This window comes from Arthrobacter sp. 05N429, assembly GCF_056397045.1.
Window position 1 is genome coordinate 225,640 of the sequence record NZ_JBFTMQ010000006.1, and the last position, 22,222, is coordinate 247,861.

At 67.8% G+C, this 22,222-nt stretch carries 19 protein-coding genes; 8 read left to right on the plus strand and 11 right to left on the minus strand.

Translation table 11 applies throughout. The annotated features are described in order from the left end of the window. Position 1: 1 nt before the first annotated feature. A complete protein-coding gene (locus AC1DF4_RS12890; protein WP_476913255.1) occupies positions 2-1,426 on the minus strand; it encodes an MFS transporter in 1,425 nt (474 codons plus the stop codon). 288 nt (positions 1,427-1,714) lie between these two features. Between AC1DF4_RS12890 and AC1DF4_RS12895 the strand changes: the two genes are divergently transcribed. Next, on the plus strand, positions 1,715-3,127 hold the full coding sequence (locus AC1DF4_RS12895; protein ID WP_476913256.1) for an MFS transporter: 1,413 nt from the start codon (positions 1,715-1,717) through the stop codon (positions 3,125-3,127). A gap of 153 nt (positions 3,128-3,280) precedes the next feature. Here the strand turns inward: AC1DF4_RS12895 and AC1DF4_RS12900 are convergent, their stop codons facing one another. From AC1DF4_RS12900 to AC1DF4_RS12910, 3 genes are all read right to left on the minus strand, one after another. Then, entirely contained in the window at positions 3,281-4,012 is a 732-nt protein-coding gene (locus tag AC1DF4_RS12900; RefSeq protein ID WP_476913257.1) for a glutamine amidotransferase, read from the minus strand. A 67-nt stretch (positions 4,013-4,079) separates the two neighbouring features. Further along, a complete protein-coding gene (locus tag AC1DF4_RS12905) occupies positions 4,080-5,900 on the minus strand; it encodes an acetyl/propionyl/methylcrotonyl-CoA carboxylase subunit alpha (RefSeq protein WP_476913284.1) in 1,821 nt (606 codons plus the stop codon). Positions 5,901-6,057: 157 nt separating this feature from the next. Further along, positions 6,058-6,735, minus strand: a complete 678-nt coding sequence (locus AC1DF4_RS12910; RefSeq protein WP_476913258.1) for a Maf family protein — start codon at positions 6,733-6,735, stop codon at positions 6,058-6,060. Between the two features lie 118 nt (positions 6,736-6,853). Between AC1DF4_RS12910 and AC1DF4_RS12915 the strand changes: the two genes are divergently transcribed. After that, entirely contained in the window at positions 6,854-7,078 is a 225-nt protein-coding gene (locus AC1DF4_RS12915) for a PLDc N-terminal domain-containing protein (RefSeq protein WP_476913259.1), read from the plus strand. Between the two features lie 77 nt (positions 7,079-7,155). Here the strand turns inward: AC1DF4_RS12915 and AC1DF4_RS12920 are convergent, their stop codons facing one another. Genes AC1DF4_RS12920 through AC1DF4_RS12930 form a run of 3 tightly spaced genes read right to left on the minus strand, consistent with a single transcriptional unit; the run spans position 7,156 to position 10,885 of the window. Further along, positions 7,156-9,699, minus strand: coding sequence for an MMPL family transporter (locus tag AC1DF4_RS12920; RefSeq protein WP_476913260.1), 2,544 nt, complete (start codon positions 9,697-9,699; stop codon positions 7,156-7,158). A gap of 1 nt (position 9,700) precedes the next feature. After that, positions 9,701-10,465: a TetR/AcrR family transcriptional regulator gene (locus AC1DF4_RS12925; protein ID WP_476913261.1), complete on the minus strand. Its 765-nt coding sequence runs from the start codon at positions 10,463-10,465 to the stop codon at positions 9,701-9,703. A gap of 27 nt (positions 10,466-10,492) precedes the next feature. Continuing rightward, a complete protein-coding gene (locus AC1DF4_RS12930; protein ID WP_476913262.1) occupies positions 10,493-10,885 on the minus strand; it encodes a YbjQ family protein in 393 nt (130 codons plus the stop codon). A gap of 225 nt (positions 10,886-11,110) precedes the next feature. On the opposite strand from AC1DF4_RS12930, the gene AC1DF4_RS12935 reads away from it, so the two are divergent. Next, positions 11,111-11,677 (plus strand): hypothetical protein, encoded by a 567-nt coding sequence (locus AC1DF4_RS12935; RefSeq protein WP_476913263.1) that lies wholly within the window; start codon positions 11,111-11,113, stop codon positions 11,675-11,677. A gap of 95 nt (positions 11,678-11,772) precedes the next feature. Here AC1DF4_RS12935 and AC1DF4_RS12940 read toward each other — a convergent pair whose 3' ends face one another. The 4 genes from AC1DF4_RS12940 to AC1DF4_RS12955 form a co-directional block, all read right to left on the minus strand. Next, on the minus strand, positions 11,773-13,230 hold the full coding sequence (locus AC1DF4_RS12940) for a dicarboxylate/amino acid:cation symporter (protein ID WP_476913264.1): 1,458 nt from the start codon (positions 13,228-13,230) through the stop codon (positions 11,773-11,775). Between the two features lie 375 nt (positions 13,231-13,605). Next, positions 13,606-15,300, minus strand: a complete 1,695-nt coding sequence (locus AC1DF4_RS12945; protein ID WP_476913265.1) for a DUF885 domain-containing protein — start codon at positions 15,298-15,300, stop codon at positions 13,606-13,608. A 54-nt stretch (positions 15,301-15,354) separates the two neighbouring features. Then, entirely contained in the window at positions 15,355-15,600 is a 246-nt protein-coding gene (locus AC1DF4_RS12950) for an acyl-CoA carboxylase subunit epsilon (protein ID WP_476913266.1), read from the minus strand. Beyond that, positions 15,597-17,180: an acyl-CoA carboxylase subunit beta gene (locus AC1DF4_RS12955; RefSeq protein WP_476913267.1), complete on the minus strand. Its 1,584-nt coding sequence runs from the start codon at positions 17,178-17,180 to the stop codon at positions 15,597-15,599. Before AC1DF4_RS12955 ends, AC1DF4_RS12950 begins: the two co-directional genes overlap by 4 nt. 428 nt (positions 17,181-17,608) lie before the next feature. Here AC1DF4_RS12955 and AC1DF4_RS12960 point away from each other — a divergent pair, with 428 nt between their 5' ends. From AC1DF4_RS12960 to AC1DF4_RS12980, 5 genes are all read left to right on the plus strand, one after another. Beyond that, positions 17,609-18,514, plus strand: coding sequence for an SDR family oxidoreductase (locus AC1DF4_RS12960; protein WP_476913268.1), 906 nt, complete (start codon positions 17,609-17,611; stop codon positions 18,512-18,514). A gap of 188 nt (positions 18,515-18,702) precedes the next feature. After that, positions 18,703-19,623 carry a biotin--[acetyl-CoA-carboxylase] ligase gene (locus AC1DF4_RS12965; RefSeq protein WP_476913269.1) on the plus strand — a complete coding sequence of 307 codons (921 nt, stop codon included), beginning with the start codon at positions 18,703-18,705 and terminating at the stop codon, positions 19,621-19,623. Continuing rightward, positions 19,616-20,224 (plus strand): PH domain-containing protein, encoded by a 609-nt coding sequence (locus tag AC1DF4_RS12970; RefSeq protein WP_476913270.1) that lies wholly within the window; start codon positions 19,616-19,618, stop codon positions 20,222-20,224. Before AC1DF4_RS12965 ends, AC1DF4_RS12970 begins: the two co-directional genes overlap by 8 nt. A 187-nt stretch (positions 20,225-20,411) precedes the next feature. Beyond that, positions 20,412-21,638, plus strand: a complete 1,227-nt coding sequence (locus AC1DF4_RS12975) for an adenylate/guanylate cyclase domain-containing protein (protein WP_476913285.1) — start codon at positions 20,412-20,414, stop codon at positions 21,636-21,638. Between the two features lie 156 nt (positions 21,639-21,794). After that, positions 21,795-22,222, plus strand: a 428-nt coding sequence (locus tag AC1DF4_RS12980; RefSeq protein WP_476913271.1) for a hypothetical protein, incomplete at its 3' end; no start/stop codon positions are given.

Sequence of the window (22,222 nt, forward strand, 5' to 3'; positions counted from 1 at the left end):
GTTAGACGTGTCCCATCGCGTTTCGGTTGGCGTTGCGGATGTAGCAGAACCAGCAGACGGCCAGCATCAGGACGTAGGCTCCGACGAATCCGTAGAACGCCGGCGTGTACGAGCCGCTGGCGGTGTTGGAGGCGTTGAGGACCTGCGGGATGACGAACCCGCCGTAGGCTCCGATCGCCGAGATCAGGCCCAGGGCCGAGGACGCGAGCCGCTGGGTGGTCACCGTGCTCGCACCGGACTTGGCGGCCCGGCTGGAGGTGGCGAAAATGATGGGGATCATCCGGTAGGTGGCACCGTTTCCGAAGCCGCTGGCGGTGAAGAGCAGCAGGAACAGGCCCAGGAACAGCCAGAAGTTCTTCAGCGGCAGGGTCCAGACCATGGTCAGGGTGATGACGGCCATCGCGGCGAACGCGGCGACGGTCATCCGGGCGCCGCCCATGCGGTCCGCCATGCGTCCGCCGTAGGGGCGGGCCAGCGAGCCGACCAGCGGGCCCAGGAATGCCAGGGACAGGGCCACGGTGCCGACTCCGATGGAGGAGAATGCCGGGAAGTAGTCCTTGATGAGCTTGGGGAACACACCGGCGAAGCCGATGAACGAGCCGAACGTGCCGATGTACAGCAGCGCCATGATCCAAAGGTGCGGTTCCTTGAGCGCCGCGAGCGAACCCGCGACGTCGCCCTTGGCGCTGGTGAGGTTGTCCATGTACTTCCAGGCGCCGAAGGCGGCGACCAGGATGAGCGGGACCCACATCCAGCCGGCCATGGGCAGGTTCACGGTGCCGGCGGCCAGCAGCGTGATGGCAATCGGGACGGCGAGCTGTGCGACGGCGGCACCGAGGTTTCCGCCGGCGGCGTTCAGGCCCAGCGCCCAGCCTTTTTCGCGGGCCGGGTAGAAGAAGGTGATGTTGGCCATGGAGCTGGCGAAGTTGCCGCCGCCGAAGCCGGCCAGGGCCGCCACGAACAGCATGACGCCGAATGGGGTCTCCGGGTTGGAGACGCACATGGCCAGCCCGATCGAGGGGATGAGCAGCAGCATGGCCGAGACGATGGTCCAGTTGCGGCCGCCGAAGCGGGGCACCATAAACGTGTACGGGATGCGGAGGGTCGCGCCCACCAGGCTCGGCATGGAGATCAGCCAGAAGATTTCCGACGTCGTGAAGGTGAAACCGGCCGCGGGGAGCTGGACCACCACGATCGACCAGAGCTGCCAGACCACGAAGCCCAGGAACTCGGCGAAGATGGACCAGTTCAGGTTGCGGCGGGCGATGGTGCGGCCCTGGGTCTCCCACTGTTCTTTGTTCTCGGCATCCCAGTTGGCGATCCAGCGGCCAGGGCGGAATTCAAGGGCGGGACCGCCGAGGGTGGTGCCGGCATGTGTGGCGGGGGAAATGCCGGTTGGGGCATCTGCGGTGCGTTCAGCAGTCACGGGGACCTCCTTGGGGGATGTTGTCCTTCCAAGGTAGGGAAGCCGCGTTTCCGGGACCGTCGCCGTTTGTTAACGTGCTGTGACGTTTGCCTATCGGCGCGTTTGTGACGACGTGAGGGGCGGATAGGGGGCATAGTGTGATGACCACCACGTGAGACAACTCTCAATGTCCAAATAGTGGAACATTTGTCCATTGACTGGACGCCCGGAACTATTATGTAAGCATACGTATCCTTATCCGGGCGGCTTAGAGCAGCACCAGTCCGGTCTTCATGAAAGCGCTACTACATGTCATCCACTGCTACATCCACGGAGCATGGGTCCGCCAAACAGGTGAACTCGCGCGGCCGCGTTATCGTTGCCAGCCTGATCGGCACCACCGTTGAGTTCTATGACTTCTACGTGTACGCCACCGCCGCTGTGCTCGTATTCCCCCGTCTGTTCTTCCCCGGACAGAACGAAACCACCCAGCTGCTGAGCTCCTTCGCAGTGTTTGGCGTCGCGTTCATCGCCCGCCCGCTCGGGTCCATCATCTTCGGTCACTTCGGTGACAAGTTCGGCCGCAAGGGCACCCTGGTGGCGTCGCTGCTGACCATGGGTATCGCCACCTTCCTCATCGGCTGCCTCCCGACGGCGCTCGTCCCGGGCTGGGAGTTCTGGGCGCCGGCGCTGCTGGTCGTGATGCGCTTTGCCCAGGGCCTGGCCCTCGGCGGCGAATGGAGCGGCGCGGCCCTGCTGGCCACGGAGAACGCTCCGGCCAACAAGCGCGCCATCTACGGCACGTTCCCGCAGCTGGGTGCGCCGATCGGCTTCATCATCGCCAACGTGATCTTCCTGGTGTTCAGCTACGCCCTGACGCCGGAGGCCTTCATGGCGTGGGGGTGGCGTGTGCCGTTCCTGCTGAGTGCGGTCATGGTCATCATCGGCCTCTACGTCCGGCTCAAGCTGATCGAGACCCCGGCCTTCACCAAGGTCCTCGAATCCAATGAGGTCGCCAAGCTGCCGCTGGCCCGGGTCTTCAAGACCAGCTGGCGCCAGCTGATCCTGGGCACGTTCATCATGCTCGCCACGTACGTGCTGTTCTACCTGATGACCACCTTCACGCTGACCTACGGCACCCGGGCCTCCAGCCTGGACGCCGCCAAGGCCGCAGCGGAGAAGGCCGGCAAGCCGATGACCGAGGCCGCAGCCGCGGCGTTCGTTCCCGGCCTGGGCTACAGCCGCAACGACTTCCTCTGGATGCTCATTGCCGGCGTCGTGTTCTTCGGTATCTTCACCCTGGTCTCCGGACCGCTGGCCGAGAAGTACGGCCGCCGCAAGATGCTGATCGCCGTGACCCTCGGCATCATCGCCTTCGGACTGCTCTTCGTCCCGCTGTTCAGCGCCGGGTTCGTCGGCACGATGGCCCTGCTGATCCTCGGCTTCTCCCTGATGGGGCTGACGTTCGGACCCATGGGTGCGCTGCTGCCGGAGCTGTTCCCGACGAACGTCCGGTACACCGGCTCCGCCATCAGCTACAACTTCTCCAGCATCCTCGGTGCGGCGGTGGCCCCGTTCATCGCCGTCTGGCTCTGGGAAATGGGCAAGGGCAGCCCCATGCTGGTGGGCGTCTACCTCGCCTCCATGGCGGTCCTGACGCTGATCGCGCTGTTCATCAGCAAGGAAACCCGCGATCTGGAGTACACCAACAACGTGGCCTGACGCCCGTCCCCGGTCTGGGCTGACGTTCCTGCCCAGTTACTGACAGAAATGCCCGGCGTGTTCGCTGAACACGCCGGGCATTTCCGTGTCGGCAGGAGGATTCGGGAAAGTAACTGGGCAGGAGCGTCGGAGGACGTGCCGGGCAGGCCGGGATCAGCGTGCGTAGAGCTCCACGAAGTTCCGCAGGATCTTCATCGGTTCCGTGGCGGTAAACCGCCGGGCGTCCTCCATCAGCATTTCGGCAGATTCGGGCGGGAAGTAGCCGGCGTGGCGGTAGATGTCGATCCTGGTGACAAGCCCCTCGGCATCCAGCTCGGGGTGGAACTGGGTCGCGTACAGGTTGGTCTTGATCCGGAACATGTGCACGGGACAGGATGCGGAGCTGGCCAGAAGCACCGCGTGGGAGGGGAGCGTGGTGCAGGCTTCCTTGTGGCCGGTGAAAGCCGTAAAGCTCTCCGGCAGCCCGCGCAGAAGGGGATCCGCCAGCCCCTCGGCCGTCAGCTTGATGGTCACGCCGCCGAGCCCCTCACCGTAGGTCCGGTCGATCACGGCGCCCTGGTGCCGGCCCAATGTCCCGACCCCGTAGCAGGCGCCGAGGAAGGGGAAATCCTCGGCGACGATCCGGTCGAGCAGGGACGCGAGCTCGTGCTCCACCCGGTGCTGGACATCGCTCTTCTGCCCGGCGGGGTCGCTGGAGGTGAACGGGCTCCCGCCCACGACCACGCCGGAGTAGTCGGAGAGCTCAAGCACCGGCAGCGGCCCGGCTTCCATCCGAATGCGCCTCAGCTGCGAGGGTTCGAGTCCGCCATAGCGCAGGTAGGCCTCGTATTCGTTCTCGGCGGCGGCCTCCTCGGCCCGGGAGGCGAGGAGCAGGAATGGTTTCACAGACCAAGTCTGCACGGGCGGGACACGGCGGCGCCAGAGGCGCGCCAGTGCCCCGCCGTTCGGGAAGCTACTCGGCGGCCGCGTCCTCGATGACCGCGATGATGGCCCCGGCCGAGACTGTCTCGCCGGCGGCGGCGGTCAGCCCGATCACGATGCCGGCGCGGTGTGCGGTGAGCGGCTGCTCCATCTTCATGGCCTCGAGCACGACGACGAGATCGCCTTCTGCGACCAGGTCACCCTCGCCGACGGCCACCTTCACGATGGTGCCCTGCATGGGGGAGGTCAGGGCGTTGCCGCTGGCCGCCGCCGCGGCGCCGCCGCTGCGGGCGCGCTTCTTGGCCTTGGCCGGCTTGGTGCCGCCAGTGCCGCCGCCGTTGCCCAGCGAGGCCGGGAGGACGACCTCGAGGCGCTTGCCGCCGACCTCGACGACGACGCGCTGGCGTTCGCCGGCGTCGGGCGTTTCAGCGTCGGCGCCGGTGGGCGTCCAGGCGGGGATGTCGTTGACGAAAGCCGTCTCGATCCAGCGGGTGTGAACCTTGAACGGGCCCTCGGCGGGAGCGAAGTCGGGGTTGGTGACAACCGCGAGGTCGAACGGAATGACGGTGGGGATGCCCTCGACCACCATCTCCTCGAGGGCGCGCCGGGAGCGCTGCAGGGCCTGCGCGCGGGTGGCGCCGGTGACGATCAGCTTGGAGAGCATCGAGTCGAAGTTGCCGCTGATGACATCGCCCTGCTCCACACCGGAGTCGATCCGCACACCGGGGCCGGTGGGGTTCTTGAGGAGCGTGATAGTGCCGGGCGCGGGCATGAAGTTCCGGCCCGGGTCCTCACCCGTGATGCGGAATTCGATCGAGTGGCCGCGGACCTCGGGGTCGCCGTAGCCGAGTTCCTCGCCGCGGGCCAGCCGGAACTGTTCGCGGACCAGGTCGATTCCGGTGACTTCCTCGGACACGCAGTGCTCCACCTGGAGGCGGGTGTTGACCTCGAGGAAGGAGATGGTGCCGTCCTGGCCCACGAGGAACTCGCAGGTGCCGGCGCCGAGGTAGCCGGCTTCCTTGAGGATGGCCTTGGAGGATTCGTAGAGCCGGCGGTTCTGCTCCTCGGTGAGGAACGGGGCCGGGGCTTCTTCGACGAGCTTCTGGTTGCGGCGCTGGAGCGAGCAGTCGCGGGTGGAGACGACGACGACGTTGCCGTGGGCGTCGGCGAGGCACTGGGTCTCGACGTGGCGCGGGGCGTCCAGGAATCGTTCGATGAAGCACTCGCCGCGGCCGAAGGCGGCGACGGCCTCGCGCACGGCGGATTCGAACAGTTCGGGGATTTCCTCGCGGGTGCGGGCCACCTTGATGCCGCGGCCGCCGCCGCCGAAGGCCGCCTTGATGGCGACCGGCAGGCCGAACTTGTCCACGAACTCGAGGATTTCCTCGGCGGACTCCACCGGGTCGGCCGTGCCCGGAACCTGCGGGGCGCCGACCTTTTCGGCAATGTGGCGGGCCTGGACCTTGTCGCCCAGGGCGGAGATCGCGGCGGGGGAGGGCCCGATCCAGGTGATGCCGGCGTCGATCACCTTGGCGGCGAATTCGGCGTTCTCGGCCAGGAAGCCGTAGCCGGGGTGGATGGCATCGGCGCCGGAGCGCCGGGCCACCTCGATCAGCTTGTCCATCACGAGGTAGGACTCGGCGGCGGTGTTGCCGCCCAGGGCGTAGGCCTCGTCGGCGAGCTTGACGTGCAGGGCGTCGCGGTCCGGATCCGCGTAGACCGCCACGGAGGCGATGCCTTCATCGCGTGCGGCGCGAATGATGCGCACGGCGATTTCACCGCGGTTGGCGATCAGCACCTTGCTCAGCGGATGGGTGACTGCGGCGGTGCCCTCATTGGCTGATCGCTGCACGGGATTTGCGGACTGCTCCGAATTTGCTGACAAGGCGTCTCCTTCTTTCCTTCAGGGAGCCTAGCGCGGTTTTGTGGGTTCCGCCGATATTACTTGCGGATTCCGCGCGTAAAGCGCCCAACCTTTGTAGGGTTGCTACAAAGGCCTGCGAATTAGCTCACTCAGCCCGGAGCAGCGCGGGATCGGCGGCCCCGGTGGTCCAGAATTCGGTGATGCCTACCTGCGCCTGGCCCAGCAGCCCGCGGAGCGTGGAAATGGACAGCCCGACGACGGCGTGCGGGTCGCCGTCGACCTTGCGGATGAAGGCCCCGCCGTAACCGTCGATCGTGAAGGAGCCGGCGCACTGCAGCGGCTCGCCGGTGGCGATGTAGGCGTCGATTTCTTCCGGGGCCATCTCCATGAAGTGGACCTCGGCGGAGGTGACGTGGCCGAGGGTGGCGCCGGAGCCGGCGGCCCCGGCCTCCCCGGATTCCTCCGTGTCGCGGCAGTCGACGAGCCAGTGGCCGGTGTGCAGCACCCCTTTGCTGCCGCTCATCCGGAGCATTCTCTCCCGGGCGACGTCGGCCGTGTACGGCTTGCCGTGCGCCTCGCCGTCGAACTCAAAAACGGAATCGCAGCCGATCACGAGGGCGCCGTCGGCTTCGGGCAGGGAGGCGACGGCCTCGGCCTTGGCCCGGGCCAGGAGCAGCGCGGTGTCGTGCGGGTCGGTGACGCCGTAGCGGGCCTGAACGGCGTCCTCGTCCACATCGGAGACGAGGACCTCGTGCCGGATGCCGGCGTCGGTGAGCAGCTTGGTGCGGGCGGGGGACTGGGAGGCAAGAATGAGGCGGGTCACCGCTCCAGCCTAGTTCACGGCGTTCCGCCGCCAACCAGGCGGCGGGGGCCTGCGCGGTGGGGGCCTGCTGGCGGTAGGGTCTACTGCATCCGCGAGCCGCACAATTTTTGGGGGAAGAATGATGCTGACATCAAGCGTGGCCGAATTGGTGCCGTCCTGGGGCCTTCTGGGGCTCCCCCTAATTGCGGGCGTGGTCCTGTTTGTGGTTGCGCTGATCAGCATCGCCCGGAACAAGACCTACACGTCCGGAGGCACCGTCGTGTGGGCCCTCATCGTTCTAGCGCTGCCGCTGCTTGGACCGTTGCTGTGGTTCCTTATCGGGCGCAGGGCGCAGTCCTCCTAGGCAGAGCAACGCGGGGTCACCGACTGCCCATCGGGATGGGCGGTAAGTGAACCCGCGTTGCAGGCGGCCCGCGCCGGTCAGCGCGCGCCGACCTCCTCGGGCTCGGGCTCGGCGACGTCCGCCGTCGTCGTGCCCGGCTGGCGCAGCTTGGCGCCCTCCACGTCCACGTCCGGCAGGATGCGGCCCAGCCAGCGCGGCAGCCACCAGGCCTTTTCGCCGAGCAGGTACATCACGGCCGGGACGATCGTCATGCGGACCACGAAGGCGTCGATCAGCACGCCGAAGGCCATGGCGAAGCCGAGCGGGCGCACCATGTTCAGGTGGGAGAAGATGAAGCCCGAGAACACGCTGACCATGATGATCGCGGCCGCGGTGACCACGGCGGCGGCGTGGCTGAAGCCGGAACGGACAGCGTGCTTGGCCGATTCGCCGTGCATGTAGGACTCGCGCATGCCCGACGCGATGAACACCTGGTAGTCCATGGCCAGGCCGAACAGCACGCCGATCAGGATAATCGGCAGGAAGCTGAGCACGGCGCCCGGGTTCTCGACGCCGAAGATGGGCCCGAGCCAGCCCCACTGGTAGACCGCGACGACGGCGCCGAAGGCGGCGGCGAGGGAGAGCAGGAACCCGCCGGTGGCGAGCAGCGGCACCCAGATTGAGCGGAACACGAGCAGCAGCAGGATCAGCGACAGCCCCACCACGATGGCCAGGTACGGCGGCAGTGCGTCACCGAGTTTGGTGGACACATCGACGTTGCCGGCGGTCTGTCCGGTGAGGCCGATGCTGACGCCGGTGGAGTCCTTGATCTGGCCCTTTTCGGCGCGGAGCTCGGAAACCACTCGGACGGTGCTGGCGCTGGCCGGGCCTTCGTTCGGGATGACCTGGAACACCGCGGTGCGGCGGTCCTCGCTCAGAGCCAGCGGCACAGCGGCGCTGACATTTTCCGTTCCGCGCAGGATGTCCGCGACGTCGAACTGCTTGGCCTGCGCCTCGGCTTCGCTGAGCCCCGCGGGGAAGTCGCCCACCACGATGATCGGGCCGGTCATGCCCTCGCCGAAGCTCCGCTTGGTGACGTCATAGGCCTTGAACGCCTGCGACGCGACCGGCTCGGAACTGGCGTCCGGCAGCGCGAGCCGCAGCTGGCTCGCGGGCAGAGCCACGATACCCAGCAGCACCACACCGGCCAGCAGCGCCAGCCACGGGTGGTTGGTGACAATGCCGCCCCACCCGTGGCTGCTGCGGTATTCCTCCTTGGCACGGTCCTCGGTTTCATGGCCGGGGGCGGCATTGTGCTTCTCCGCCTTGGCCCAGGCCCGCTTGGAGATCAGTTTCCGGCCCACGAGCGAGAGGATGGCAGGTGTAAGGGTCAGGGCGACGACGACGGCGACCGCCACCGTTCCGGCCGCCGAGAGACCCATGACGGCAAGGAACGGAAGGCCCGGGACGACGAGGGCCGCGAGGGCGATGATGACGGTCAGGCCGGCGAAGAGCACGGCGTTGCCGGAGGTGCCGGTGGCCAGCGCCACGGACTCCTCGGCGTCCATCCCGGCGAGCAGCTGGCCGCGGTGCCGGTTGACGATGAACAGGGAGTAGTCGATCCCGACCGCCAGGCCCAGCATCAGCGCCAGCATCGGGGAAATGGAGCTCATGTCCACGGCGCCGCTAAGGGCGAACGTGGCGCCGACGCCGACGGCGACGCCGACAAGTGCCATCAGCAGCGGAAGGCCGGCGGCGATCAGGGTGCCGAGCATGATGATCAGCACCAGGGCGGCCACCGCGATACCGATGATCTCGGCGGTGCCGAAGAGCTCGGAGATGTCCTCGCTGATTTCCTTGCTGGGCAGGGCTGTCACGTCGGCGGCGGAAACCTCGCCGACGATGTCCTGGACCTGCTGGCGTACCTCGGGGTTGAGCCCGTTGATCGACGTCCTGAACTGGACCTGCGCGATCGCGGCCTTGCCGTCCTCGGAGACGAAGCGGAGGCCCTCAGAGGCCTTCAGCTGGCGCGTACCAAGGGCCAGCTTGGCCTCGCCGGCTTCCAGTTCCGCGGTACCGGCGTCGAGCTTTGCCTGACCGTCGGCGAGGGCCGCCTTCTGCTGGCCGAGCCGGGCCTCGATCGCGGCCGGCGGCATGCCGGCGGCCGCCATCTGCTGCTCGGCGGCTTCCAGCTGGGCCTTTCCGGCGGCGAGCTCGGCGGCGGACGCCTCCAGCTGGGCCTTGCCGGCCGCGGACTGCTCCTTGCCGGCGGCGAGGTCCGCGGCGGCCTTGTCGAGCTGCGCCTGGGTGGCGAACGGGTCCACCGTGCCCTGGACATCCGGAAGGGTCTTGAGTTCGGTCAGGGCGGCGGACACGGCGTCCTTGCCCGCCTGGCTGAACTGGGCGCCGTTGGCTTCAAAGACAACGCTGGCGGAACCACCCGAAGAGGAGGGGAGCTCTTTCTTGAGCTTGTCTGCCATCTGCTGGGTTTCGGTTCCCGGGATCTGGAAGTTGTTGGACAGCGTGCCGTGGAACGCGGCCGCCGCGCCGCCCACCGCCACCATCACTGCGAGCCACAGCGAGACGACGAGCCAGCGGTGACGGTAAGAGAACTTGCCGAGGCGGTAGAGCAGTAAGGCCATGTCAGTGCCGATCTGGGGAAGGGTTGGCGGTGGACGAGTCGGCCGGGGTGGCGGCCTGGGTGGGGGTGACTGCCTGTGCAGTGGTGTCGGGGCGGGCGAACCCGGAGCCCAGCAGGCTCATTGAATCGATCAGGAGCTGACGCAGTCTGGACAGGGAGTCCGGGGTGAGGGATCCGCCGCAGCGGGCGAACCAGACGTCCATGGCGGCTTTGCCGCAGGAGATGACGGAGCCGGCCAGGGCGCGGAGGTACAGTTCATCGAGTTCGACGCCGGCCCCGCTGGTACGCTCTCGGGCCGCGGTGATGATCTGCGCGGTGCAGTGGTCCCAGGCTTCCAGCTCGGACCGGCTGAGCTGCGGATTGGCCTGGCCCAGGCTGTACAGCTCGGCCAGGGGGGCCACCGTCATGGGGTCTGCGAGTTCCACGAGCGCCGCCCGGGCCGATTCCAGGAACGGTTCCCCGGCCGGGCGCAGCCGGAACTGCTGGAGTGCCTTGTCCAGGAAGCCGAAAGTGACGGCGGCAATGGCCGCCTCGGTGCTGCCGAAGTAGTTGAAGAACGTGCGGCGGGAGATGCCGGCGGCGTCGGCGATGTCCTCGACCGTGAAGTTGCCGGGGCCGTTGGACCGGAGCAGCGCCAGGGCGGCGTCGGTGATGGCCTGGCGGGTGGCCGCTTTGTTCAGCTCGCGGCGCGACGGCGCCGACGGCGGGTCGGCGGGCGCGGAAGGCGCAGGGGGCGCGGCATCGCTGGGGGAGGGGGAAGCGGGCACACAATTACACTACGTGCATGTTTGCACTCAGGGCAACTTTTCCCCGCCCGCGGATTTGGTGAGGAAGATGGACTGTCCCGTGGCGCCAGGTTCGCCTTCCGGGATGGGGATGGCGAAGACGGCGGTGCCATAAGCGCACACTTCGGTCCAGGTGGCCGCCAGTTGGGAGTTGTCGAAGCGCATGGCCACGATGGCGTTGGCTCCGCGTTGCTCCGCCTCCTGGACCATCCGGGCCATAACCTCCTGCCTGCTCTCAGAGACCATGCGCGTCATCTCGGGCAGTTCCCCGCCGCCGATCGAGCGGAAGCTTGCCATCACCTGGCCGCCGATATCCCGGGCGCGGACGGTCAAACCCATCACCTCGCCGAAGACGGCGTCGATCCTGTGGCCGGGGATGGCATCGGAGGTTACGATCAGCATGCCCTGAGCGTACCCAGTCCCGGGCCGTCCTGGCCCGTAATCCTGCGGAATATCCAACGAAATTCTTCTGAAGGTTCCATGCGGGGGCGCGCCTGAACCTTCACAGGAAGATGAAAGGTTCCGAACAGCTCCTGCAAGACCGGCCCGCGCAGACTTGACCTACGTCTTGAACGAGACAACCACCGCTACCCGCCGTGGCCACACGGCCGAACCAGGAGACAGCACATGTCACGCACGAAGAGAATGACGCTCGCCATTTCGGCCGGGGCCTTGGCCCTTGGCGCCGGCCTTGGCGTCACCGGGATGGCCTCCGCCGCGACTACTCCGACACCCACCCCGAGCTCCAGCACGTCGACGGAGGCAACGCCCGGCACCACCGACGGCCAGGGCATGCGCGGCGGCCACGGGCACGGCCGGGGCGGGGACCGCGGCGTCGCCCAGGCTGCCGAGCTGGCAGCCAAGCTCGGCGTGGATGAAGCCAAGGTCACGGAGGCCCTGCAGGCCTTCCGCGAAGCCAACAAGCCGACCACTCCGCCGGCCGACGGAACCAAGCCGGACCGCGCCGCCAGGGAGGCGGCCCTGGCCAAGTCGCTGGCGGAGTCGCTGGGGATTGAGGAGTCCAAGGTCACCACAGCCCTGGAGGAGCTGCGGACCGCGGCCCAGGCCGACCGCGCCGCGGCGCTGAAGACCAAGCTGGACAAGGCCGTCACCGACGGCACTCTGTCGCAGGCCGAGGCGGACGCCGTCACCAAGGCCGTCGAGAAGGGCGTGATCGGCGGCGGCGGACACTAGGACCCTGCCCGGCCGCCGTCCCTGACACGGCCTAACGCAAAAGAAGTCCCCGGGAGCTTCCCGGGGACTTCTTTCGTTGTGGCTCGTGCCGGCCGTTACGCCTTGGCGTCGGCCAGCTCGCGGCCCGCCGGCGATGCTGCGGGAGCAGCGGCAGCCGAGGCGTCGACGGCGCCAGCGTTGTCGACTGTGTTGTCGGCGTCGTCGCTGAACGGGTCACCGTTGCGCGGTGCGTTGTAGAGCGCCTCGTCCAGGATGCCCTGGCGCTTGGCAACGATGGTCGGAATCAGGGCCTGCCCGGCCACGTTGACGGCCGTGCGGCCCATGTCCAGGATCGGGTCGATCGCCAGCAGGAGTCCGACGCCGGCCAGCGGCAGTCCCAGCGTGGAGAGCGTCAGGGTCAGCATCACGACGGCGCCGGTGGTGCCCGCGGTCGCGGCGGAGCCCAGCACGGAGACGAGGGCGATCAGCAGGTACTGGGTGAAGTCGAGCTGGATGCCGAAGAACTGGGCGACGAAGATCGCGGAGATGGCCGGGTAGATCGCGGCGCAGCCATCCATCTTGGTGGTGGCGCCCAGCGGCACGGCGAAGGAGGCGTAGGCGCGGGGCACGCCCAGGGAGCGTTCGGTCACGCGCTGGGTCAGCGGCAGGGTGCCGATCGAGGAGCGGGACACGAAGGCCAGCTGCACGGCCGGCCACACGCCGGAGAAGTACTGCTTGATGGACAGTCCGTGGGTGCGGACCAGGACCGGGTAGACCACGAACAGCACCAGGGCCAGGCCCACATAGATGGCAAAGGTGAACTTGCCGAGGGAACCGATGGTGTCCCAGCCGTAGATCGCCACGGCGTTGCCGATCAGGCCGACGGTGCCGATCGGGGCGATCCGGATGATCCACCAGAGGACCTTCTGGATCACAGCGAGGGCGGAGGCGTTGAGGTTCAGGAACGGCTCGGCCGCCTTGCCCACCTTCAGCGCGGCGATGCCGACGGCGACCGCGATCACCAGGATCTGCAGGACGTTGAAGCTAACCGAGGTGGTGGCGACGCCCTCGGTCACGGTGGTGCTGGCGCCGAGGCCCAGGAAGTTCTTCGGGAACAGGCCGGTCAGGAACGCCCACCAGCTGCCCACCTTGGACGGCGCTTCGCCCTGGCCGGTGATGCCGGTGTTGGCGCCGGGCTGCAGGAACACGCCCAGGCCGATGCCGATCAGCACGGAGATCAGCGCGGTGATGGCGAACCAGAGCAGTGTGTTCCAGGCCAGCCGGGCGGCATTGGAGACGACGCGCAGGTTGGAGATGGAACTGACGACGGCGGTGAAGATGAGGGGCACGACGGCGGTCTGCAGCAGCGAGACGTAGCTCGAGCCGATGGTCTGCAGGGTTGCGCCGAGGGCGTTGGGGTTCGCCTTGGTGCTGCCCGTGTACTTGGCCAGGAGGCCAAGGCCCAGGCCCACGATCAGGGCGGCGATGATCTGGAAGCCGAACGAGCCGGCCCATTTGGGCAGCTGGAAACCGGGCTTCCCGGCGGTTGCGGGGGTGCTTGTCTGAGTGGTCACCGGATCACGCTAGGGCCGGACCACCTATCACGACGAAAGGATGTTGAGAAATATTACGCGTCCCGGAATCTGTCGCCTGCACAAAAATCCCGCCAAGATGCCGCAAAACCATCCGTTTGTGAAGTTATTCCGGTCCCGGGTGTGGCGATTGTCTCGCGTGGTCGGGCCCCGACATGACAGATCACGGCAATGTTTCCGAAAAACACTGCCGCGAACTGCCACCTCGCGCATCTCCCGGTGGGAGCAAGCATCCGGAAGCGGCGAACGGCCCGGGGGAGCAGGCAGCGGCGCGGCAGTCTTCCGGAAGCGTGCGTCTAAGCGAGGAACGAGCGAGCACGCGGAGGAAGGCGGCCGTGCCGCTGCAACAGGCCTGCCCTACCCCAGCAGCGCGCGCTTCAGGGTGTCGAGGCCTACCGAACCGATGTTGAGCGCCTTCGTGTGGAAGGCCTTGAGCTCGAAGCCGGGCCGGGATTCGAGCTCGGCGCGGATCTGCTCCCAGAGCCGCTGGCCCACCTTGTACGACGGCGCCTGCCCCGGCCAGCCGAGGTAGCGGGTGAACTCGAACTTCAGCTGCCCCTCGCTGATCGCGAGGTTCTGCTTGAGGAACTCGTAACCCGTGTCCGGAGTCCAGGTGCCCGACCCCCAACGCTCGGGCACCTCCAACTCCAGGTGTACGCCGATGTCGAACACCACCCGGGCCGCCCGCATGCGCTGCATGTCCAGCATGCCCATGTGGTCGCCCGGATCCTTCAGGTAGCCCAGTTCCTGCATGAGCTTCTCGGCGTACAGTGCCCAGCCTTCGCCGTGCCCGGAGGTCCAGCAGACGTTCCGGCGCCACTTGTTGAGCAGCTCGCGGCGATAGGTGGCAGTCGCGACCTGAAGGTGGTGGCCCGGGACGCCCTCGTGGTAGACCGTGGTGGTCTCGGCCCAAGTGGTGAAGGTGTCTTCGCCCGGCGGTACGGACCACCACATGCGGCCCGGACGGCTGAAGTCATCCGAGGGCCCGGTGTAGTAGATGCCGCCCTCATCAGTCGGAGCAATCTTGCACTCGAGGGTCTTCATGACCTCCGGGATGTCGAAATGCACGCCCGCGAGGTCTGCCACGGCCTTGTCGGAGAGCTCCTGCATCCAGGCCTGGAGGGCGTCAGTGCCCTTGAGCTGCCGCGCGGGGTCGTTGTTCAGGACCTCCTTGGCTTCCGCGATCGTGGCGCCGGGACGGATCTCCTCGGCCACCCGCTCCTGTTCGGCGATCAGGCGGTCGAGTTCCTGCACGCCCCAGGCGTACGTCTCCTCGAGGTCCACGGTGGCGCCGAGGAAGTCGCGGGAGGCCAGCGAGTAGCGCTCGCGGCCGACGGCGTCCTTCTCCGGGGCGACGGGCAGCAGCTCGGACTCGAGGAAGCCGGCCAGCCGGGAGTAAGCCACGCGAGCCGCGGCAGCGCCGGCGTCGAGCCTGGACTGCACGTCCTCGGGCAGCGGGCCTTCCGCGGTCTTGGCGTCGGCGGCCAGCTTCGCGAAGAAGCCGTCGTCCGCGGCGTGCTTGGTGGTCTGTTCGATCACGATCTTCACCTGCCGCAAGGCGGCGACTTTGCCGTCCTCCTTGGCGGCGCGCAGCGACTCGATGTAACCGTCCAGCGCGGCGGGGACGTTGTGCGCGCGCCCCGCGATGTGGTCCCACTGCCCGGCGGTGTCCGTCGGCATGAGGTCGAAGATCGCCCGGATCTCCTGCGCGGGGGAGGCGATGTTGTTCAACTCGCCGAGTCCCCAGCCGGATTCGTGAAGTTCCAGCTGCAGGCCAAGACGCTCCTGCATGGCATCCAGGGTGACGGCGTCGACGTCGTCCACGGGCTCCAGCCCGTCCAGCGCGGCGAGGGCCTCGCGCGCGGCGGCGGCGAACTCCTGGTGCCCTGCGGGGGAGAAGTCCTGGTATTCGGTCTCGTGACCGGGCAACCCGAGCTCGGTGGCGAAGCTCGGGTTAAGCCGGATCAGGGTGTCCGTGAAGGCGTCGGCGACGGCATCGATGGCGGTCTGCGGGCGCACGGCGGATGTGTTGTCAGTGGGTTCGATAGTCACCCGAACGAGACTAGCCGGGCTGCCGCTGTTATGAAAGGGTTGCTGAACTTTTTGTTAGCCCCGGCTGCGCTTCCACGAACCAGGACCCGGCTTCGGTGCCAGCTGCAGCTGCTGGCGGCGGATCCACTGCCGGGCGCTCGGCTTGGCCGGCGCATCCGCTGCGCCGCTGCCCAGCGACAGCACGACGGCGGTCAGCGCCGCAAGCTCTTCCGGCGTCGGATCGCCCTTGGCGACGGTGAGCAGGCTCTCCGGCGCGGCCGTGCCCGTCCCGGCGGGGTCCACAGGCTCGAGGCCGGTCACAGCGGGATGTTCCCGTGCTTCTTGGCGGGCAGGCTGGCGCGTTTGTCCCGCAGGGCACGCAGGCCCTTGATGATCTGCACCCGGGTCTCCGACGGGGCGATGACGGCGTCCACGTAGCCGAGCTGGGCGGCCTGGTACGGGTTGAGCAGCTCTTCCTCGTACTGCCGGATGACCTCGGCGCGCTTGGCCTCGACGTCGCCGCCGTCCTCCGCCACCGCGGCGAGCTCGCGGCGGTACAGGATGTTGACCGCACCCTGGGCGCCCATGACGCCGATCTGCGCGGTGGGCCAGGCCAGGTTGAGGTCAGCGCCGAGCTTCTTGGAGCCCATCACGATGTACGCTCCGCCGTAGGCCTTGCGGGTGATGACGGTCAGTTTGGGCACGGTGGCCTCGGCGTACGCATAGAGCAGCTTCGCGCCGCGGCGGATGATGCCCTGGAACTCCTGGTCCTTCCCGGGCAGGAAGCCCGGGACATCCACCAGCGTGATGATCGGGACGTTGAAGGCGTCGCAGTGCCGGACGAAGCGGGCGGCCTTCTCCGAGGCGGCGATGTCCAGGGTGCCGGCGAACTGCATCGGCTGGTTGGCAACGATGCCGACGGTGTGGCCCTCCACCCGGCCGTAACCGATGATCACGTTCGGGGCGTAGAGGGACTGCATCTCCAGGAAGTGCGCGTCGTCCACGATCTGCTCGATGACCTTGCGCATGTCGTAGGGCTGGTTGGCCGAGTCCGGGATGAGCGCGTCCAGGGCGAGGTCGTCGTCGTCGAGTTCCAGCTCCTGGGAGTGCTCCAGCACGGGGGCTTCGGCGAGGTTGTTGGAGGGCAGGAAGTCCAGGAGTTCGCGGACGAACTCGACGGCGTCGGCCTCGTCGGAGGCGAGGTAGGTGGACGTTCCCGTGTTGGAGTTGTGCTGGCGGGCGCCGCCGAGGGTTTCCATGTCCACGTCCTCACCCGTGACGGTCTTGATCACGTCCGGGCCGGTGATGAACATGTGCGACGTCTTGTCCACCATGACCACATAGTCGGTCAGTGCGGGGGAGTAGGCCGCGCCGCCGGCGGAAGGGCCCATGATGAGCGAGATCTGCGGGACGACCCCGGAGGCGTGCACGTTGTTGCGGAAGATGTCCGCGAACATGGCCAGCGAAGCCACGCCTTCCTGGATGCGGGCGCCGCCGCCGTCGAGGATGCCGACCACAGGGCAGCCGTTGCGCAGCGCGAACTCCTGGACCTTGACGATCTTCTCGCCGTTGACCTGGCTCAGCGAGCCGCCATAGACGGAGAAGTCCTGGCTGTACACGGCCACGGGGCGGCCGTCCACGGTGCCGTAGCCGGAGACCAGGCCGTCGCCCAGCGGCTTCTTCTTCTCCATACCGAAGGCCGTGGACCGGTGCACGGCGAGGGCGTCGAACTCAACGAAGGATCCGGCGTCGAGGAGCAGGTCGATGCGCTCGCGGGCGGTGTTCTTGCCGCGCGCGTGCTGCTTCTCGATCGCTTCCGGGCCGGAGGGTTGCTCGGCACGGGCCTGGCGGTCGCGGAAGTCGGCAATCTTTCCCGCGGTCGTGGTCAGATCGTGGCTCATCAAGTGTCTCCGGCTCTGTCGCTGATTGTTCTGCTGAATTCTCTGGTGCGGGTGGTGCTGTGCTGCGCCGGCCCTGTCCCGCGGGGCGCTTTAGTTGGTATCCACAAAAGCCGGGCCTTGTTGGCAAGTCTAGTGACGCTATTGGCCCACGCCGCTGTAGAAACCCTACAATTTTCCGCCGGAAGCTTCCTTGCCGCCGCGTCCGCCCGCGGGCAATCCGCAGGAGGCGCCGGGCGTTCAGCCGGGCCGGCCGGCGCGTTCCCGCCCAGTTACCACCAGCGGCACCGGACTCCGCCGGACTCCAGCCCCGGATTTCCGCGGGCGCTCGTGGCAATTCCGTACCCGGCGGGTGACTAACTGGGCAGGAGCGTCGGGATCCATCCGCGCCAAGCATGTTACTCGCCAGTAACATCGGCTAGAGTGTCCTCATGACTTCGAGCAATGATGCTTCGGGCACCGCCCCGCAATCCCAGCAGCCAGGGCCCTACCAGGCCGCCGGTTCCCTCCAGGGCCGCACCATCCTCATCTCCGGGGGAAGCCGCGGCATCGGCCTGGCGATCGCCACCCGCGCCGCCCGGGACGGCGCCAACGTTGTCCTGATGGCCAAGACGGGCCAGCCGCACGCCAAGCTGGAAGGCACGGTCTACTCCGCCGCTGAGCAGATCGAGGCCGGCGGCGGGCAGGCCCTGCCGCTGGTCGGGGATGTCCGCAACGACGCCGACGTCGCCGGCGCGGTTGCCGCCGCCGTGGAACGCTTCGGCGGGATCGACATCGTCATCAACAACGCCTCCGCGATCGACCTGTCCAAGACCGACGACGTCGACATGAAGCGCTACGACCTGATGCACGACATCAACGTCCGCGGCACCTTCCTGCTCTCCAAGCTCGCCCTGCCCGCCCTGCGCGAATCCGACGCCGGCCAGATCCTGACGCTCTCCCCGCCCCTGAACCTGGACCCCAAGTGGGCCGGAATGCACCTGGCGTACACCATGGCGAAGTACGGCATGAGCCTGACCACCCTGGGCCTGGCCGAGGAACTCAAGGCCGACGGCATCAGCGTGAACTCGCTGTGGCCCTGCACCCTGATCAACACGGCCGCCATCCGGAACATGCCGGGCGGCGACAAGATCGCCCGCGGCGCCCGCGGCCCCGAAATCATGGCAGACGCGGCCCACGCGGTACTGACCAGCGCCAATGCGGTTCCGGAATCCGGAAGCCGGAGCGGCAATTTCTACACCGACGAACAGGTCCTCGCCGCAGCCGGCGTCACGGACTTCACCCCGTACAGCCTCGGCGCCCCGGAAGACCGGCTGATCCCTGACATCTTCCTCTGAGTTTCCTGTTGATTTCCGTGCCGGCAGCCTCGCCGGGAGGAGCCGCCGAAACTCCCCGCTATTGCGGCCCGACCCCGGTCTGCCGCGGCGGTTCGGCCGGACACGCCGGCCTGGAGGCTCCAGAGCCGGGGAGGATCCTGCAGGCGGGGCCGGAGCCGACGGCGCCGTAACTCGGTAGGATTCAAAGCATGGAAGCCGCGCAGGAAGCCCCGGACCGTCCGCCCCTCGATGTGAACGCCCTCAGCGATGAGGCGTTCCTTTCTGCCAACGGCATTCCGCGGCTCACCGTCGTGGAGTCCACTGGCTCCACCAACGCGGACCTCCTGCGCGGTGCCACCGAGGATCCGCCCGCGTATCCGGACCTCACCGTCCTCACCGCCGAATACCAGAGCGATGCCCGCGGCCGCCTCGACCGGCACTGGGACGCGCCCGCCGGCAGCGCCGTCTCCGTGTCGCTGGTGCTGCGGCCGGTCAATGCGGAGGGGCGCCCGCTGCCCACCCACAGCTACTCGTGGCTGTCGCTGCTCGCGGCACTTGCCCTGCGCGAGGCACTGCTGGAGACCGCCGGGATCCCCGCGGAACTCAAATGGCCCAACGACGTCCTGGTGCGGGGCCGGAAGATCGCCGGCATCCTGGCCCAGCTGGGCCCGATGCAGGGCGGCGCCGTGCCGCCGGTAGTGCTGGGGACCGGACTGAACGTCACCCTCACCGAAGCCGAACTCCCGGTGCCCACCGCCACGTCCGTCCTGCTGGAACACCCGACGTCGGTGGACCGGACCGAGCTGCTCAAGAGCTACCTGTCCCGGTTCGCGACGCTCTACCGCAGTTTCTGCAACGCCGACGGCGATCCCACCGCCGGGATGGCCGGCGGCCCCTCACTGCACAAGCGCGTGGAGCACCTGCTCACGACCCTCGGCAAGCAGGTCCGGGCCCAGCTTCCGGGCGACCACGAGATCATCGGCCACGCCACCCGCCTGGATGACTACGGATCGCTCCTGGTGGTGGACTCCGGGGGACACGAGCACGTGGTGACGGCCGGCGATGTGGTGCACCTGCGCCCCTGGACGCCCCCCGGCCAGGACGCGGGGCACGAAAGCGGTTATGCGTAAAGAGCTTCTCCCGGGCGAACAAGTGATTGTCGTGACCCGGCCGCAGCCCCGGACCCTGACCGTTCCGGCGCTGCTGTTCATTCTGGCTCCGGCGCTCGCCGCCTATGCCAGCGCCTGGATCGTGAAGGGCGGGCCCGCCAAGCTTGCCCCGATCATTGCCCAGCAGGCCAAGGAGTGGACTCCGTGGCTGATCGGGGCATGCATTGCACTGGCGGCCTGGGTGCTGCTGGGCTACTGCCTGCCGCGGGTGATGACCTGGCACGCCACGAAGTACACGCTGACCAGCCAGCGGCTGATTGCCCGCTACGGCATGCTGAGGCGGCGCGATCAGCAGGTTTCCCTGGCCACCGTTCGTAATGTGGTGATCCATCAGTCGTTGCTCCAACGCGTATTGCGATCCGGGAATATATCCTTGGATACCGGGCACCCCAACAGTGCGGTGCTACCCGATGTTCCGGAAGTCGCAACGTTCCGTAACTTCATCCTCGACGCCATCAACCAACTTCCGCAGGGCGGGGTCCTGGGCGTCGAGGGAGCGCCGTACAACAACGCCAGCCCCTGGCCCATGGATTTGAGAGAAGGTGGAAGAGATGAGCGCTGACAACGTTCGCCGGGAGGCGGGCCTGCTGTCCGACGAGCCGTCACACGTTTCGGATGCCTTCGTTGAGGCCGCCGGCCTCGAAGCAGCCGTCCTCGACACCCTCGCCGAGACCCCGGACAGCGGCCCCACCGGGACCTCCGTTATGCCGGATCAGACTGTGGCCGATGAGCATGTGCCGGATCAGACGGTGGCAGAACCCGACGACGCCGATTCGGCCGACTCCGACGCGGCGGCCGTCGACGAGGAGGCCGACACCGACGCCGATTCGGCCGACTCCGACGCGGCGGCCGCCGACGCCGAGGCCGACACCGACGCCGAGGCGGATGGCAGTCAGGAACAGCCACCCGCCGCAGCTCCGCCCACCGGCACCATGTCCGCCGAACGCATTGCCCTGAAAGCGCTCGAACAACGGCTGCTCGGCGGGGAACGCAAGCTTCGCCGTCGTGAAGTCGCGTCCGGCGCCGGCCTGTCCCTGCTCTCCGCCCGGAAACTCTGGCGCGCCCTGGGCTTCCCCAACATCGGTGACGAGGACGTTGCCTTCACCGAACGCGACCAGGCCGCGCTGAACACCATCGTGGACCTGGTCCGCGCCGGCAAGCTCACCGAGGAAGCCGCCATTTCCGTCACCCGCGCCATCGGCCAGATGACAGACCGCATGGTGGTCTGGCAGATCGAAGCCCTCGTGGAGGACATGGTCCAGAACCAGGGTGTCACCGACGCCGTGGCCCGCAAGCGCCTGGTCGGCGAACTGCCGTCCCTTGTGGACGCGCTTGAAGAGATGCTGCTCTACTCCTGGCGCCGGCAGCTCAACGCCGGCGTCCAGCGGCTTGCCGTGCGCGCCGAGGCCGGGCTGGCGTCCAGCGAGGAAGGCCGCGAAGGCGACGAGGACGATGCCCCGCTGCCGCTGGCACGGGCTGTCGGCTTCGCTGACCTGGTTTCCTACACGAGCCTGTCCCGCCGGATGAACGAAAAGACCCTCGCCCAGCTGGTCCAGCGCTTTGAGAACAAGTGCGCCGAGATCATCTCGGTGGGCGGCGGGCGGCTGGTCAAGACGGTCGGCGACGAAGTCCTCTACATCGCCGAGACCCCCGCGGCCGGCGCCGAAATCTCCCTCGCCCTGTGCCAGGCCTTCACCGACGACGAGATCCTGCCGCAGGCGCGCGTGGCCATGGTGTGGGGCCGGATCCTTTCCCGGCTCGGCGACATCTACGGCCCCACCGTCAACCTGGCGGCGCGGCTCACCGCGCTGGCAGATCCGGGAACGGTGCTGGTCGACTCCATGACCGCGGGCGCGCTGGAACAGGACGAACGGTTTGTCCTGTTGCCGCGGCAGGCCGAGGACGTCCGCGGCTTCGGCGAAATCCACCCGGTAGAGCTCCAGCGGGGCAGCGGCCGCGGACTGGTTCTGGACTAAACGGCCCTGAGCTGGGCCGACGCTGATCCCGCCCGACTTGACGCCACGAGGGTTTCTCTAATCGATGGCTAATATGCAATAGTCGAAGCTATCTGGCACCACCACGGGCGATGCCCCGTGCGCGGCGGCCGTGACCTTCTGGGGGACACAGCACACATGAAGACCTTCCTCGCTGCCCTGCGGCCCAAAAGCCGCCGGCCGCTGGCTGCGCGTCCGCTCACCGCCCGCCGCAGACGCTTCCTCGCCGGAACCGGACTCGCTGTTGCCTCCGCCGTCCTCGTCACCGGCGCCATCATTTATCCGGGGTTCAAGACCACTGAGGTGGAGCTGAACGACGGCGGGGTGTGGGTGGTGTCCAAATCGAAGAACGCCGTGGGCCGGTTGAATTACCCTTCCCGCGTCCTGGATGGGGCGGTGACGCCGGCGTCGACGACGTTTGATGTGTTGCAGGATGCCGGGACGGTGTTGGTGGATGATGCTGCGGGGTCGACGTTGAATCAGGTGTCGGCGGCGCAGATGCGGTTGGGTGGGGATAAGAAGTTGCCGGGGTCGGCGGAGGTGAGTTTCGGGTCGAAGGTCATTTC